This window comes from Streptomyces sp. NPDC048182, assembly GCF_043202555.1.
Taxonomy (GTDB): Bacteria; Actinomycetota; Actinomycetes; order Streptomycetales; family Streptomycetaceae; genus Streptomyces.
In genome coordinates this window covers 169,297-183,990 of the sequence record NZ_JBIDAQ010000002.1, presented here as the reverse complement: position 1 = coordinate 183,990, position 14,694 = coordinate 169,297, and the positions used below count along the sequence as shown (strand labels likewise).

Annotated in this window: 10 protein-coding genes and 2 pseudogenes; 4 read left to right on the top strand and 8 right to left on the bottom strand. The window is 67.7% G+C overall.

The features are described 5' to 3' along the window. Positions 1 to 8: 8 nt before the first annotated feature. Positions 9 to 327 (bottom strand): annotated as a pseudogene (locus ACGFZL_RS03845) (zinc-binding dehydrogenase); the annotation flags it as partial. Positions 328 to 593: 266 nt separating this feature from the next. Here ACGFZL_RS03845 and ACGFZL_RS03840 point away from each other — a divergent pair. Further along, positions 594 to 1,448, top strand: a complete 855-nt coding sequence (locus ACGFZL_RS03840; protein ID WP_393688960.1) for a helix-turn-helix transcriptional regulator — start codon at positions 594 to 596, stop codon at positions 1,446 to 1,448. On the opposite strand, the gene ACGFZL_RS03835 is transcribed toward ACGFZL_RS03840, so the two are convergent. Then, positions 1,373 to 2,323: a helix-turn-helix transcriptional regulator gene (locus ACGFZL_RS03835; RefSeq protein WP_393688958.1), complete on the bottom strand. Its 951-nt coding sequence runs from the start codon at positions 2,321 to 2,323 to the stop codon at positions 1,373 to 1,375. The two genes, ACGFZL_RS03840 and ACGFZL_RS03835, sit on opposite strands and share 76 nt — an antisense overlap. A 215-nt stretch (positions 2,324 to 2,538) precedes the next feature. On the opposite strand from ACGFZL_RS03835, the gene ACGFZL_RS03830 reads away from it, so the two are divergent. The 3 genes and pseudogenes from ACGFZL_RS03830 to ACGFZL_RS03820 all read left to right on the top strand — a co-directional run bounded on the left by ACGFZL_RS03830 (position 2,539) and on the right by ACGFZL_RS03820 (position 5,513). Then, positions 2,539 to 3,516: an aldo/keto reductase gene (locus ACGFZL_RS03830; RefSeq protein ID WP_393688956.1), complete on the top strand. Its 978-nt coding sequence runs from the start codon at positions 2,539 to 2,541 to the stop codon at positions 3,514 to 3,516. Positions 3,517 to 3,580: 64 nt separating this feature from the next. Next, positions 3,581 to 4,612: a zinc-binding dehydrogenase gene (locus tag ACGFZL_RS03825; RefSeq protein ID WP_393688954.1), complete on the top strand. Its 1,032-nt coding sequence runs from the start codon at positions 3,581 to 3,583 to the stop codon at positions 4,610 to 4,612. A 49-nt stretch (positions 4,613 to 4,661) separates the two neighbouring features. Further along, a pseudogene (locus ACGFZL_RS03820) lies at positions 4,662 to 5,513 on the top strand (aldo/keto reductase). A 469-nt stretch (positions 5,514 to 5,982) separates the two neighbouring features. On the opposite strand, the gene ACGFZL_RS03815 reads toward ACGFZL_RS03820, so the two are convergent. From ACGFZL_RS03815 to ACGFZL_RS03790, 6 genes are all read right to left on the bottom strand, one after another. Then, a complete protein-coding gene (locus ACGFZL_RS03815) occupies positions 5,983 to 7,350 on the bottom strand; it encodes a sigma factor-like helix-turn-helix DNA-binding protein (protein ID WP_393688952.1) in 1,368 nt (455 codons plus the stop codon). 13 nt (positions 7,351 to 7,363) lie between these two features. Continuing rightward, complete coding sequence (locus tag ACGFZL_RS03810; RefSeq protein ID WP_130456411.1) at positions 7,364 to 7,963, bottom strand: hypothetical protein; 600 nt, start codon at positions 7,961 to 7,963, stop codon at positions 7,364 to 7,366. Further along, positions 7,960 to 9,630, bottom strand: coding sequence for a DEAD/DEAH box helicase family protein (locus tag ACGFZL_RS03805; protein WP_393688949.1), 1,671 nt, complete (start codon positions 9,628 to 9,630; stop codon positions 7,960 to 7,962). Before ACGFZL_RS03805 ends, ACGFZL_RS03810 begins: the two co-directional genes overlap by 4 nt. Further along, positions 9,627 to 12,002, bottom strand: a complete 2,376-nt coding sequence (locus tag ACGFZL_RS03800; RefSeq protein ID WP_393688947.1) for an ATP-binding protein — start codon at positions 12,000 to 12,002, stop codon at positions 9,627 to 9,629. Before ACGFZL_RS03800 ends, ACGFZL_RS03805 begins: the two co-directional genes overlap by 4 nt. A 448-nt stretch (positions 12,003 to 12,450) precedes the next feature. Beyond that, positions 12,451 to 13,248, bottom strand: a complete 798-nt coding sequence (locus ACGFZL_RS03795) for a very short patch repair endonuclease (protein ID WP_393688945.1) — start codon at positions 13,246 to 13,248, stop codon at positions 12,451 to 12,453. Further along, the gene (locus ACGFZL_RS03790) at positions 13,245 to 14,594 is read right to left on the bottom strand and encodes a DNA cytosine methyltransferase (RefSeq protein WP_393688943.1); all 1,350 of its coding nucleotides are present in this window, start codon (positions 14,592 to 14,594) and stop codon (positions 13,245 to 13,247) included. The genes ACGFZL_RS03795 and ACGFZL_RS03790 overlap by 4 nt, the downstream gene beginning before the upstream one ends. Between the last annotated feature and the right edge of the window lie 100 nt (positions 14,595 to 14,694).

Below are 14,694 nucleotides of genomic sequence, written 5' to 3'. Positions count from 1 at the left end.
TCAGGGGGTCAGGGGGTCAGGAGCGTCTTGATGGCGCGGTGTTCGTCCATGGCCACGTGGGAGAAGAACAGCTCCCGCCCGTCAATGCCGACCTGGTGGGGGACGCCGACGAAGCCGACGTTGCCGCCGGGGCGGGTGGAGCACGGCCTGGCTCATGGACTGCTCCGTGCCGACGCACTCCAGGACGCTGTCCGCGCCGATCCCGCCGGTCAGCTCCTCGATCCGCGCCGCACCCTCCTCGCCGCGCTCGGCGACGATGGCCTCCGCCGCCCACCAGCCGGTGCCCATCACGTCCGAGACGGCCGGCAGCCCCGGCCGGAACTCCTCGCCCCCGCCTGGCAGGTGGACATGAAATCACTGCGCCGCGCATGAGAAGGGCTCCTCGTGGGTCACCGGGTACAGGGGGCGGGCCCCGGAAACGGGCGGCGGGCCGCCCGGCCGGGTGCGGAGCCGCCGCGTGTCCGCCTGACGGGCGGGACGGGAAGCACCACGCCTTCCAGGTAACGCCCTCCTTGGACGGGGAGCGAGTCACTGACAAGGGGTGTACTGGCAGTGCATCCCTTCGGCCCCGTGCGGGACGTACCGTCGAAGGCGTGGACAACCAAGCTGAGGTCCGCGAGTTCCTCACCTCGCGGCGCGCCAAGATCACGCCCGAGCGGGCGGGCCTGCCCTCCGGCAGCCGCCGCCGGGTGCCCGGCCTGCGCAGGAGCGAGGTCGCCGCCTTGGCGGACATGAGCGTCGAGTACTACTCCAAGCTGGAGCGTGGGAACCTCGCCGGTGCCTCCCCGGCCGTCCTGGAGGCCCTGGCCCGCGCCCTTCAGCTCGACGACGCCGAACGCGCCCACCTGCTGAACCTCGCGCACGCGGCCGACGGCTCAGACGTCCTCACCCGTCCCCGACGCCGTACCCAGCAGTGGAAGGCGCACCGCAGCCTGCAATGGGTGCTGGACGCCGTCACCGCCGGCCCGGCCTTCGTCCGAAACGGCCGCATGGACCTGCTCGCCACCAACCAGCTCGCCCGCGCGTTCTACGACGACGTCTACGCCACACCCCACAACCAAGCCAATCTGTCCCGCTTCAACTTTCTCGACCCCGCCTCACGGCGCTTCTATCCCGACTGGGACCAGGCCGCCGACGTCGCCGTGTCGATCCTGCGCACGGAGGCCGGCCGCAACCCTCACGACAAGGGCCTGCACGACCTCGTCGGCGAGCTGTCCACCCGCAGCGACGACTTCCGCACCCGCTGGGGCGCCCACAATGTCCGCCACCACGGCACCGGCACCAAACGTTTCCACCACGCGGTCGTCGGCGACCTCACCCTCGCCTACGAGGGCCTGGAGATGGCCGCCGAACCCGGCCTCACCCTCACCATCTACACCGCCGAACCCGGCTCCCCCTCCGAGGAGGGCCTACGCCTCCTCGCATCCTGGGCCCTGATATCCAGCTGACGTGTCCCACAACGCGTTTCAGCGGCGGTCATGTCGAGCAGGAGCAGGGCGTCGTGGTCGGGACTGCCGGGTTCGGCGGTGTAGACGCCGATGCGCTGCCCCGGGGTGCCCTCGATGTGGAGGGACTGCGAGGCCAGAGTGAGGGCGCCGACCTGTGGGTGGTGGAACGTCTTGTGGGCCGGCTTACGGCCGGTGACTTCGTAGCGTTCCCACAGGCCCGCGAAGTCAGGGCTCTTGAGGAGGAGTTCACCGACGAGGTTGGTCAGATCGGGCGCGTCGGGTGCGGTGCCGGCGGTGGCGCGCAGGCGGGCGACGCAGGCGGTGATCTGGCGGTCCCAGTCGAGGAAGAGATCACGGGCCGCGGGGTGGAGGAAGAGGTAGCGGGCGAGGTTGCGGTGCTTGGCCGGCCAGTCTTCCAGGCCCGCGTACAGGGCGAGCCCGCCGGGGTTCCAGGCAAGCAGGTCCATGCTGCGGCTGATGACGTATGCCGGGTTCGGGCGCAGTGACTCCAGCAGCAGCTTGAGATGGGGGCGCACGGTGCGGCTGGGCGCGGGCGGCGGCTCGGCGACATAGCGGGCGGCCCGGGCGGCCAGCTCGCACAGATGCTGGTGCTCCTGGTCGTCCATCCGCAGGGCGCGGGCGAGCGCGTCGAGGACGGCAGGGCTGGGACGGGTCTCCTTGCCGCGTTCCAGACGTACGTAGTAGTCGATGCTGATGCCGGCCAGGGTGGCCAGTTCCTCGCGGCGCAGCCCCGGCGTGCGGCGTGTGCCGGCGCCAGGGGTGAGGCCGACGTGTGCGGGACTGGTCTGGGTGCGGCGGGCGCGCAGATAGCGGCCGAGCTCGGCGCCCTCACCGTGTGCGCTCGTCGATGCCATGCCCCCAGTCTCACCCGCCCTGTGCCCGCCGTGCAGGGCCGAGGGGGGCCCTGTCATTACCCCCGAAGAGCCCGCCCTGCCACACGCGCGTAATCCGGGCGAAGGTGAAGGAGCAAGCCACCCCGGCCCCCGGGGCCAGGCCGGGCAGGCGGGACCCGCCCGGCCGGTCGAAGGTTGGAGAGGGCCGGACATGTGCGAAGTGGAAGAAGGACGAGATGCGGTACATCAAGCTGCGTGACCTGGAGGTTTCCCGGATCGGGCTGGGCGCGATGGGTATGTCCCACGGCTACACCGGCTCCGGCACCGATGACGCGGAGTCGATCCGGACGGTGCACCGGGCGCTGGAGCTGGGCGTCACACTGATCGACACCGCTGAGATCTACGGCCCCTGCACCAACGAAGACCTCCTCGGCCGCGCACTGAAGGGGCGCCGGGACCGGGTGGTCCTCGCGACGAAGTTCGGCCTGGTCTCGCACGGCGGCGACGGCCCGTGGAACCTGGACTCCTCCCCGTCGAACATCCGCACGGCCGTCGAGGGCTCGCTGAAGCGGCTCGGTACCGATCACATCGACCTCTACTACCAGCACCGCGTCGACCCGAACACGCCGATCGAGGAGACCGCGGGCGCCGTCGGCGAGCTGATCACCGCGGGCAAGGTCCGCGCCTTCGGCCTCTCCGAGGCGGGCCCGGACACGATCCGCCGTGCCCACGCCGTCCAGCCTGTCACCGCCGTGCAGTCGGAGTACTCGCTGTTCACGCGCGGCATCGAGGAGCGAGTCCTGCCGGTGCTGCGGGAGCTGAACATCGGCCTGGTGCCGTTCTCCCCGCTCGGCCGCGGGATGCTCACCGGCACGGTGCGCTCCACCGACCAGTTCGACGAGAACGACTTCCGCCGCGACAACCCGCGCTTCACCGGCGAGAACTTCCAGCGCAACCTGGCCCTCGCCGACCAGGTCAAGGCCCTGACCGACGAGGTCGGCGCCACGCCGGGGCAGGTGGCCCTGGCCTGGCTGCTGGCCCAGGGCGACGACATCGCCCCGATTCCCGGCACCAAGCGCGTGTCCCGGGTGGAGGAGAACGTAGCCGCCGACGCCGTCACCCTCACCCCACGGCAGATCGAGACGCTGACCGCCCTGCCGCCGGCCTCCGGCGCAACCCACACCGAGGCGCAGGCCCGGATGCTGGAGCGCTGACCCCCTCCGCACCCGCCGGGGCCACACGCTCCGCACCCCCACCCCCGTTCGGAGCAACACCGTCATGCGTGCAGCCGTGATGTACGGAGCCGGAGACGTCCGCGTCGAAGACCGGCCCGACCCCAAGATCGACCAGCCCACCGACGTGGTCGTCCGGGTCGTCGCCTCCTGCGTCTGCGGCAGCGACCTGTGGCCCTACGCCGCCATGCCCGCCACCGACACCGGACGCCCCATGGGCCACGAATTCCTCGGCGTCATCGAGGAAACCGGCGCGGAGGTGACCGGGCCGGCGCCGGGCGACCTGGTCGTCGCCCCGTTCACCTACAGCGACAACACCTGCGACTACAGCGCCAAGGGCCTGCACATCTCCTGCCGCCACGGCGGCCGGTACGGCTTCGACGGAGTGGACGGCGGCCAGGGTGAGGCCGTCCGCGTCCCCCAGGCCGACGGCACCCTGGTCAAGTTGCCGGTGGACGCGGACTCGGCGCTGCTGCCGTCCCTGCTGGCGCTGTCGGACGTGATGACCACCGGCCACCACGGCGCGGTATCCGCCGGCGTCGGACGCGGCGACACCGTCCTCGTCGTCGGCGATGGCGCGGTCGGCCTGTGCGCGGTGATCGCCGCCGAACGGCTCGGCGCCGAGTGCATCGTCCTGGCCGGCCGCCACCAGGCGCGCACCGACCTCGGCCGCGACTTCGGTGCCACCGACGTGGTCGCCGAGCGCGGCGAGGAAGGCATCGCCCGTATCAAAAACCTGTCCGACGGCGGCGTCGACAAGGTGATCGAGGCCGTCGGCACCCGCCAGACCCTCGACACCGCGCTCGGAGCCGTCCTGGACGGCGGCACCATCAGCCGCCTCGGTGTCCCGCAGTACGAGGCGGGACCGGTCGGCCCGGCCCTGTTCATGCGGAACATCACCCTGACCGGCGGCGCCGGCCCCGCCCGCGCCTACATCGAGCAGCTGCTGCCCGACGTCCTCAACGGGGCCATCGCGCCAGGCCGCGTCTTCGACCGGACCTTCCCCCTCGGCCGCACCCCGGACGCCTACCGGGCCATGGCCGACCGCCAGGTCCTCAAGGCCCTCATCCGCCCCTGACCACCACCGGCACCTCTCACCGGCTCCCGCACAGCAAAGGACACCCCTGATGAAGACCGTCACCCTCAACAACGGCGTCGTCATGCCGCTGCTCGGCTTCGGCGTCTACCAGATCCCTGCCGAGGACACCGAGCGCACGGTCTCCGACGCGCTCGCCGCCGGCTACCGGCTGCTCGACACCGCCGCCGCCTACGGCAACGAAGAAGCCGTGGGCCGCGCCATCGCCTCCAGCGGCATCCCGCGCGAAGAGCTGTTCGTCACCACCAAGCTGTGGGTCCAGGACGCTCCCGCCCAGGACAACACCAAGCGGGCCCTGGAGACGTCGCTGGCCAAGCTGGGCCTGGACCACCTCGACCTGTATCTGATGCACCAGCCCTTCGGCGACGTCTACGGCTAGTGGCGCGCCATGGAAGCCGCCCACCGCGAGGGCCTGACCCGTGCGATCGGCGTCGCCAACTTCTACCCCGACCGGCTGATCGACCTGATCGTCAACAACGAGATCACCCCCCAGGTCAACCAGATCGAGACCCACCCCTTCTTCCAGCGCGCCGACTACCACGCCCTCATGCGCGAACACGGCGTCCAGCACCAGTCCTGGGGCGGCTTCGCCGAAGGCAGGAACGACCTGTTCACCAACCCGCTCCTCGCCGGCATCGGCAAGGAGCACGGCAAGTCCGTCGCACAGGTCGTCCTGCGCTGGCTCACCCAGCGCGACGTCATCACCATCCCCAAGTCCGTCCGCGCCGAGCGCATGGCCGAGAACTTCGGCGTCTTCGACTTCGACCTCACCGACGAGCAGATGGCCGAGATCGCCACCCTGGACACGGGCAGCTCCCTGTTCTTCGACCACCACGACCCCGAAATCGTCACCTGGCTCGCCAAGCGCCGCCTGGACGCCTGAACTACACGCACGCACTGGGGCGAGCGGCAGGCCACATGACCACCACCGAGGTCCTGGCACGCCAGATCCGCGATCTCATCGTCTGCGACGTCCACCAGATCGAGCCCGCAGGTCTTTTACTCGGAAGCTATGACGAGCCCGTCAAGCGGAACGTCCGGGAACAGGATGCCGACGCCCGCCCGCCATTGAAGGCTCCCTGCCCGACGTCACGAGTCAGAGGCCCGACCCGCAAACGCGGATCAGGCCCCTGACTCGGTGTTTCAGCTGTCGGGGTGGCGGGATTTGAACCCACGACCTCTTCGTCCCGAATGAGGTTCGGTTGTTGACCTGGCCAGCCCAGGCAACGTTTGTGCTGGTCAGAACCATGGTCCCGATTGGTGTCAGATGGTGTGGAAGGCAGGGCGGAAGCAGGTCGGCTCCCAAACGGCTCCCAGGATGTGTCCCATGGGGGGCGTCGATCACCGAACCTCTACGGCGCACGCTCAGCAGCGGCGTCGCCCGGCGGCCTCATCTCAGTCCCGACAGACCCGTTTGCCGCAGGGCAGACATGTTGGGTGCAAGCGTGCTCGATGCGCGCCGTCGAGTCGTCCGTACGGAGGAAGAGGACGAATTCGCAGCCACCCACCATTCCGTGCTCCTGCACCAACACCCGCAGGCTGGAGATCTGGGCCGCGCTTGTTGCCCGCTTGAGGACGATTGGTGTGGGCTGACCAGGGATGGAGAAGGTCCTGACCATAGGGGCCTGTCGCATGCCGAACTGCCATGTGAGCCAGGTGCTGACAACGACGCCGCTACCCCGAAGAACGTCCTTGTCCACCGTCAGCCGGACGCCAAACACATTTCCCGCAGGATCCACCGCCATCCTCGCCGGCCGTGTCGGCTTGCTTTCCTCGATCGGGGTAGCACCTCGCGCGACCAGCTCAATCTGACCATCCTCCGTGATGCCCACCCTGTCGTCCAACAGACATTGGTGCAAGCGCCACAGGGTCACCGGGTAGCGCTCCCCGACCTTCACGAAGAGAGCGTCCTTGGGTAGCGGCCCCAGTTCGGTCAGTACAGCGACGAAAGCCTCTACGGCGTTCGGGTACGGGGTGACATTCAGGTGAGGCCATTCGGTCAACGCCCACTTCCCCTCCAATCGGAGCTGCACGAACCTCTCGTCCCGCCTGAGCGCCTCAGCGACGGCGGGCTTTCGCTTGATCCCAGTCGGTGCCAGCAACTCCTCCGCGCGGCAGGGTTCGCCACGCGCCAGGAGGAACAGGTACGCCGCGTCCCTGCCGCGGGCGCGACGGCGTAGCCAGGTTCCTCCGAAGCCAGACACAAGAGGGCTGTCCGGATGGCCGAGCAGATCCAGCAGGGGGACCTCATCCGGCACCCCGGCAGCTGCGAAGGTCACCGCTACGTCCTCCCCACGCAACGGCGCCTCCTCCATTCCTCGCCGAAGCAGCACCTCCAGGGCGCCGGGGCTGCGGGTCCACCAGCCGCGCAGACGACCGGCCCACGTCAGCGGGTGCTCAGCCCCTACAGCTTCGAGGAGGGGCCCCACGCCCACCTGGTCGCGTACGCCCAACGCCGCCGCCACCTCGGGCTGGGGCACGGCCGAGCACTCGGTGAGGGTGGTCAGCCGATCACGCCAGTCATCCACAAAGGCGTCGGCGACAGCGCAGAGATGCTTCTGCGCCTTCACGAGCATCTGGCGAACTCTTTCGCGACTCACCTCATGCTCCTCCCCGATGCTTCGGAGCGTCTTCCCGTCGGCACGATCCTCGATCATGCGACGTGACCGGGCAGGAAGCGCACCGAAGGCAGCTTGGAGCCAATCATCGTCCCTCGCCATGTCGGAGCCTCGTTCAGCCATCGGTCACGTGTGCGCTGATCAGACCAAGCCGCTTCGCGATCCGCTCGTTGGTCGCCTTCTGCTCCGGGGTGATCTTCCGGACGAACGAGTCCACCGTGCAGATGACCCACGGCAGGGCGTCGCCACCGGCCTGCGCCGCGATGGCCGCCCATGCGAGATGCTTGAAGTCGCGCATGGGCGCCCAGGCGAACCGCTGCTCCATCTCCTCGTCGTCCTCGTGGCGAATCGTCACACAGAGCGGCTTGATGTCGAGCGTCTCAAGGTCGACATTCCAGCCACTACCCAGGGCCCTATCGACGAGAGCGCTGACCGGAGTGGCTGGCTTGACCACGAGCGGAGCCCACTTACCCACCCCGTAGGTCGCCCGGATGTACTCCTTCATGGGCCTGTCCTTGAGCCACGGCCGGACGTTCTCCGGCTTCCCGATAAACGGGAGGAGCCGTCCTCCCACCTCGGGGTCAGAGGTCCAGGCTTGATAGTGACGCGTGCGCTCGGTGTCCGTGAGATAGGTCCAGTTCAGGTCAGCGGCCCGCCTATAGAGGAGACGCACGACTTCTTCTTCCAGGTCCGAGGGGATCGCGTACTTGGTCATTCGATTCCAGTCGTCAGAGGGAACTGAAGGCGAACCTCGTCCGCCTTGGTCTCAAGGTCTGCCGCGTCCTGGATCCAGTGGTCCATCAGGGACCCGACGGTCTCGTCGCTGAATTGGATGCGGGAGGCGTGCGGCATCCGTACGCGCAGGTGCTCGCTCTCCTGGGCCTCCAGCGATCGCCGGAGTTCCAAAGTCGCCGCCACCCTGCGGATGTCCGTCACGAAGTCGAGGACCCTCAGGGCCTCCTTGCCGGGGCTGAGTCGGAGTCCGCGCCCGAGTTGCTGGACGAAGATCCGCCGACTGTGTGTGACCCGCAGGAAGGCGATGAGGTTCACGTCCGGGACGTCGACGCCCTCGTTGAAGACGTCGACACAGGTGATAACCGGCACCCGTCCGAGCCGGAACTCGTTCAGCAGTATCTGGCGTCGCTGCCGCGGGAGCGCGCTGTGCAGGAACGACGCGTTGGCCCACGCCGAGTCGGACGAGGCGAACAACCGGGCCATGTGCTCCGCATGCTCGATGGTCTGACAGAAGACGATGGCTCTCGGCTCCGTCGTGGTCCGCCACGACTCACGGAAATGCTCGATGATCTCCTCGTCGCGCTGCGGCAGGAACAGGGACTTGTTGAGATCCTTGATCGACTGGCCGTGCACACTGGCGTCCCGGACGGCGTTCCAGTCGACGTTGTCGACGTACAGCCGGTAGTCGACAGCGGAGAGGAAGCCGGTGGCCATGCCCTCCGCGATGCCCATCTTGAAGCTCGGATATCCGAAGCGGGAGGTGATGTCGAACTTGTCACCGCGCCATGGCGTCGCTGTCACACCGAACTGCTCAGCATCCCCACACAGATCGAGCAATTCCGCAAACCTGCCGGTCTCGGCCACGTGGTGCGTCTCATCGATCATGATGAGGTCTGGTCGATACCCCACGCGTACGGCGCTGAGAACGGATTCGACCGTTCCGACCACGACTCCGTCGAGGCTGTCGGGTCGGCTTTCTCCCGTGAGCAGGCGCGTGGGCACGGACTTGGGGATGTGCCGCCACATCGCCTTCTCGAGTTGGGCGACGAGGTCCCTCATGTGCGCGACCACGAGAATCCTGGCGTTCGGGTTGCTCTTGAGGTGACGGTTGATGATCTCTCCGCCCACCACAGTCTTGCCGAGCCCCGTCGCGAGGACGAGCAGTGCGGTGCCGTTGGCGTCGAGGTCCCGAACCACCGCGTCCGCCGCCTCGGCCTGGTACGGGCGCAAGGCGTATTTCGCGGGAACGCTCTCGGGCATGCGGTCTCCGATCGACCGCAGTGTCGCGCCGTGCCAGACGGTGATCGGCACGCCGACTCCGTTGAGCGCCACGCGACGGGCTTCCGCTGCCGCGTTGATGTCGGTGTTGGTTACCAGGATGGCCTTGTCCGCGCGGTAGCGCGTACGCGCGCGCTCAAGGTCGTCGACGCCGCTCCGGTCGACCTTCCTTCCGGCCTTCCACTTGCATTGGAAGACCCACTGCTCCCGACCGCGTACCGCCAAGAGATCCGCGCCCTGGTCGCCGGCGCCGTCGATAACACGCACGTCGTTGAAGCCGAGGTACCAGAGAGCACGTTCGACGGCATGCGTGAGACCTGCGGGCCCTCCTCTCAGCAACTCGCCCGCAGAGAGGAAGACGGCGCTCACTTCTCCTCCGCGAGGTCGTCGGCCAGCAGACGAATGCTCAACCGCGTCCGCAGCAGCTGGTCCGGAAAGCTCGCCCCGGAGTAGGTCGCCTGCGTCGCGACATCGGAGAGGTAGCCAACCGTCCGCGCGAGGCTGAGTCGTCGCGCGGACGCGGAGGCGACACCCTCGTAGACGCCCTGGAAGACACGGTTGTCCATGAACAGCGACGGCAGCGACTCGACGAGGCGAACCAGGAAAAGGGCGGGCACATGCAGCAAAAACTCACCACTCGCACCGAGATCGGTCGTGCGGGTGACCTTGCCGTTGGCGATCATGGTGTGCTCGGTTTGGGTGAGTTCATCGGGCGAGAGGAACTGGAACGCCTTTCCCGGTTCGCCAGCACGGTCCAGCTCGGACGCCATGCGGCGACGGACCTCGGCCAGCAGTTCCTTAGCCTCGGCACTGATCATCTCGGCGTCCAGAGCGCTGGCAGGCAGCGATTCCGCCCGGATCGCCGCGATGAGCTCCGAGTGGCTCCACTCCGAGCTTGTCTGCACCCTGAGCAGCACGGCGATCTCCGCGAGCAGCAGATCCGCCGGGTCCACCCCGAACCTCTGGAAGATCGGATGATCGAGGTCGAGGAACGCCACAAGGGTGTTGCCGCCGCGCTGGTCCAGCAGGACGGGAGTGGGGTGGAGGTTCTCGTCGGTCAAGCCTCCCACCGTGAGCCGACGCGCCTCGACCTCGACGAAGCCGACGCGAGGGTGCCCGAAGGAGCGGCTCAGGGCCGGGTAGGTGGTCGAGTTCTCCGTGTAGCGCGTGACGCGTTCCTGCCGCGTCTCTTTTTGCTTCTCCGCACCCAGCGCGCCGGGAGTGGACTCGCCGTCCTTCGGTGGCTGCGCCTGCGCGCCGGAGTTCGCCCCGTCCGGACCGGTCGCGGAGGAGCTCGGACTGCCGCCGTCCCCGCCGTCGAAACCGAGCGCCTCCATCACGGCTGCCTCGTCGGGCTTTCCTGGGGTGGCGGCGGCCGCCTTCGCGTTCTTACCCCTGCTTTTGGCCGCCTCGTGGTCCTCGACCGCCTGCCACCAACGCTCATCGGTCTGGTAGTCGGGGTTGCCTCGGTGAAACTCGTGTCCCCACCGGCGGGTCTCCTCGTGCATCGGCTTGCGGCCGTCTCCGGGGACCAGGTACCGCATACCGGCGTCATTGCGACGGTATCCCTTGAAAAGACGCGCGAGCGGGCTGGTGTTCTCCTCATACTCAAGGTTCGCCGCGCGCTGGGGCAGCAGAGGCGCGACCCCCCTCACGATCTCGACCGCCGAGCGCCAGCTGCGGTCGCCGTACTCGAATGCGTCCTTCTGATAGGTGACCGGGACGTGGTCGAGGTGGATCTCCCCGATGATGCGGCCGCCCTGATGGGCGAGGTCCACCGGATACTCCGGCTCCTCGTTGCCCACAGCCCCGTCAGGGTTGCGCCAGGTGAACAGCTGCTTGTCCCAGCGAAGGATCTTGCGGCCGTTGCGCAGGAAGTCGATTCCGTAATCGTGCTTGTGCATGTACCGCTGGATGCCGAGCCACCCGTGCACCCGGCGCTCACGAACGCTGAGCCGATTGCTCCCGCAGTCCTCGCAGGCGTCGCGATCAGTGAGCTGCCACTGTCCACAGTCACCACAGGCGAGACCGTTCTCCAGCTTCTGGTCGATCTCGATGTAGGCGGGGATGCGCTCCTTGTTGTTGTAGAGGACCGAGCGGTCGTCTCCCCAACGGCAGTGCCGGACAGGCTTCACCTGGAAGCCACCGACCCACAGCTCGAACGGACGGTTCAGGAACAGCCAGGAGTAGACCTGACCCAGGATGTTGCGCAGGGCCGAGCCGTTCTTCTGCAGCCACCGAGCGCGTGTGGGATGCAGGCGGCTGATGACGATACGTGTGCCGTGCTCGTTGGGGTCGGCTTTCGGTTCCGTGATGTCCTCCGCCTCGAAGTCGTCTCCGATGCGGTCGAGGTCGATCTCCACACCGATCCACTCGGTGTCTCCCTGGCGCGTGGTTAGAACGCGCGTGCGCTTGCCGAGCCGCGCCGTCGAGACGTTGAACCCCATGCCGAAGAGGCCGAGCTTGTCGTGCATGTCGTTGCCCGACCAGCCGGCCCGCACAGCCCGCTCCAGCCGGTCGTACGTCATGCCGCGACCGGTGTCGGTGATCACGAGCTGGCCCTGCGCGGAGTCGGGAAGCTCGACGCTGACGCGATACCCGCCCGCCCAGGGGGCCCCGGACCGATGGATCTCCGTGAAGTCGTCGAAGGCGTTGTCGATCAGCTCGGCGATGCACTGCCACTCGTCGAACTCGATCTCACCGAGCATGCGCAGCACACGCGCGGAGGGAGTGATCTTCATAGGTGGACGGGCCCCTGTCTTCGTCTCGCGTGGGCACACCGAAGAAAGCCCTGCCGCGGGCAGCGCTTCGGCGCGGGGCTCGGGTGGAGCCGTACGCGTGATGAAGAGAGTAGAGGGCACCACCGACAATTGGCGGTAAGTTCCCTGCTGTTCCACCTACTAGAGGGGTCTGCGGCACGCCGCGAGATCCAGTCACGAGCCGTCGCGACCGCCACCTCGCCAAATGATCGCCGGTGTCAGTGGCAGACGTCGGCGGTCCTTGGGAGACTTCTTCTGTGATCCGTGAACCCGCCGAGGTATCCGTAGAGCCCGATGGGCGCGTCGAACTGCCGTTGGGGCTGTTGGCCGAGGCCGGCGTCAACGTGGGGGACGACCTACTCGCGTTCAGCGAGGGCGACGGGCGTATCGTCCTCCGCCGGGCCTCCGACGCCGTCGACGACCTACTGAGTCATGGGACATTGTGATCAGCCTGTGCCGCAAAGCCGCGAACGGCCGCAGCGACACGGCCCGCCGCTCGTACGGGATCTTCGTGCTCCCAGATTCTGATGACACGCCATCCCGCCTCCGCCAAGTACTGGTCGGTCTGGGCGTCCCTGGCCCGGTTCCCCTCGACCTTGGCGCGCCAGAAGTCACTGTTCGTGCGTGCCGGACGGCAGTGGTCGGGGCAACCGTGCCAGAAGCACCCGTCCACGAAGACTGCGACACGGGCGCGCGTGAAGACGAGGTCAGCGGTTCGCCGTACTCCGGGAAGCGGCCGCGCCGATACGCGGTAGCGCAGGCCCTCGCGATGCAGCAGTGACCGGATACGAAGTTCCGGTGCCGTGTCGCGGCCTCGGTTCCCGCGCATCGTTGACCGCGTGGCAGGGGACGACGCCCACGACCCTTCAGGGAGAGGACGCTCGCCAACCATTTCCCGGTCCTTGGCCATCTGCCAAGCCTGTTCAAGATTCGCCGCGCGCGTCAGGTGCTCCACTTCCCCCACATACAGGGCAGGCGAACGCCCGCCCTCCGACCAGCGGAGATAGGCCCTGATCCGGCGAGTTTTGGGCAACAACTTCAGCGTGATCGAGGCCAACGCGTAGTCGCCGTCCTTGCGCTTGACATAGCGACCCTCCCGACCACCCGCAGCACGATCCTGCTCAGCGACGATCGCCTTCCTGGTCCGTCCCTGCCGTCCCCGCCAGGCCCTCTCGGGCGGCGGCTTGTCTCTCCAGCCCACTTGCTGGGATCTGGCGGCGTCGTTCACGAGCGCTGTTCCGCGTCGTCGAGGGCCTTCGCGACGGCGCTGGTGAACACCTCGCCCAGCTTCACGGGAACCGCGTTGCCCAGTTGCCGCATTCGTTCACCACGCGGGCCCGCCATGCTCCAGCCATCACCGAACGTCATGACCCGGGCAGTCTCGCGCACGGTCATGTACCGGTGTTCGGGGCGCAACTGACCCGTCTTCTCGTCACGCACCAGGTTGTCGAGCTGGATGACCGACTCTCCACCGGGTACACCGTGTACCCCGGCCTTGACGGTCTTGGCCGGCCGGTCAAGTTCATTGGGCGTGTGCCCGTCGTAGATCCTGGCTCCGGGCCACCCGACGTGGTCAGGGAATCCGCCCTGTTCCGTCTTCTTGTCCAACATGCTGGTGTTGATCTTGGGGAGCCCCATCACCGCGTCTCGAAGGGTGAGCCATGGTTGGAGCTCCTCATCCCCGCTCTCGAGCGACAGCTGCTCATTCGCGTAGCGCGAGGTCACCAGATCGATGACGCGCTTCGGAATCTTGGCGCCCGCCTGCTTGTGGCGGTCCCAGTAGGAGCCACCGAGGATCGTCCGTGCGAGGGCCGCGTGGGAGTGGGTGCGCGCGACAGCGCGCTTGACCAGATCCGGGTCCACACCCAGGTCAGTGCGGAACGCCAGGAGGATCACCCGGTTGCGGATCTGCGGCACCCCGTAGTCGGCGGCGTTCACGTTGTGTTGCGTGACCTCGTACGTCTCCGCCGGATCGGTGTCCTTCGCGTCAAGTCGCTCCCGCAACGCCTGATCATGCTGCTGCCACGTCGCGCCCTTTCGGCGCTTCACGAACGGCAGGGAGAGCTCGCGCTTGATGTACTCGAAGTAGGGATTGAAGGACGGGCGGAGGAGCCCTCGGACGTTCTCGCAGATGACGGCCTTGGGGCGGATCTCACGAACCGCCCGGAACATTTCCGGGAACATGTTCCGCTCGTCCTCGTCACCCCTCGCGACTCCGCCAAGGCTGAACGGCTGGCATGGTGGCCCGCCGGCCAGAAGGTCAACATCGCGCTTCCTGAGGAACCGCATGTCCAACCCTCGGACATCGCCGGTGACCAAGGGAGGGTAGTGGGGCCGCTCAACGGCGCCCGCAGCTGGAAAGCCCTCCGCGCGTTGCTCGTCGATCTGGTCCAGCCACTTCGCCAGCACATCGGAATCAACGTCCGCGGGAAACGCCTCGAAGCGATTGCCCTCAAGCGTCTCGCACGCCCTCTTCGCGAACTCGTTCAGCAGCAGGTGTCGGAAGCCGGTGTTCGTGCTGGCTTGGACCAGCCCGCCCCCGCCCGCGAAGAGCTCTACCGACGTCCGTTGCATTTTCCACTCCTAGCAGTTCAGTACAGCCAGAACCATACCGCGGAGTAGCGCCTTCTGTGACCCATGTGCCTGTGAGAATCGTGTGATGTCGTACGCTCCA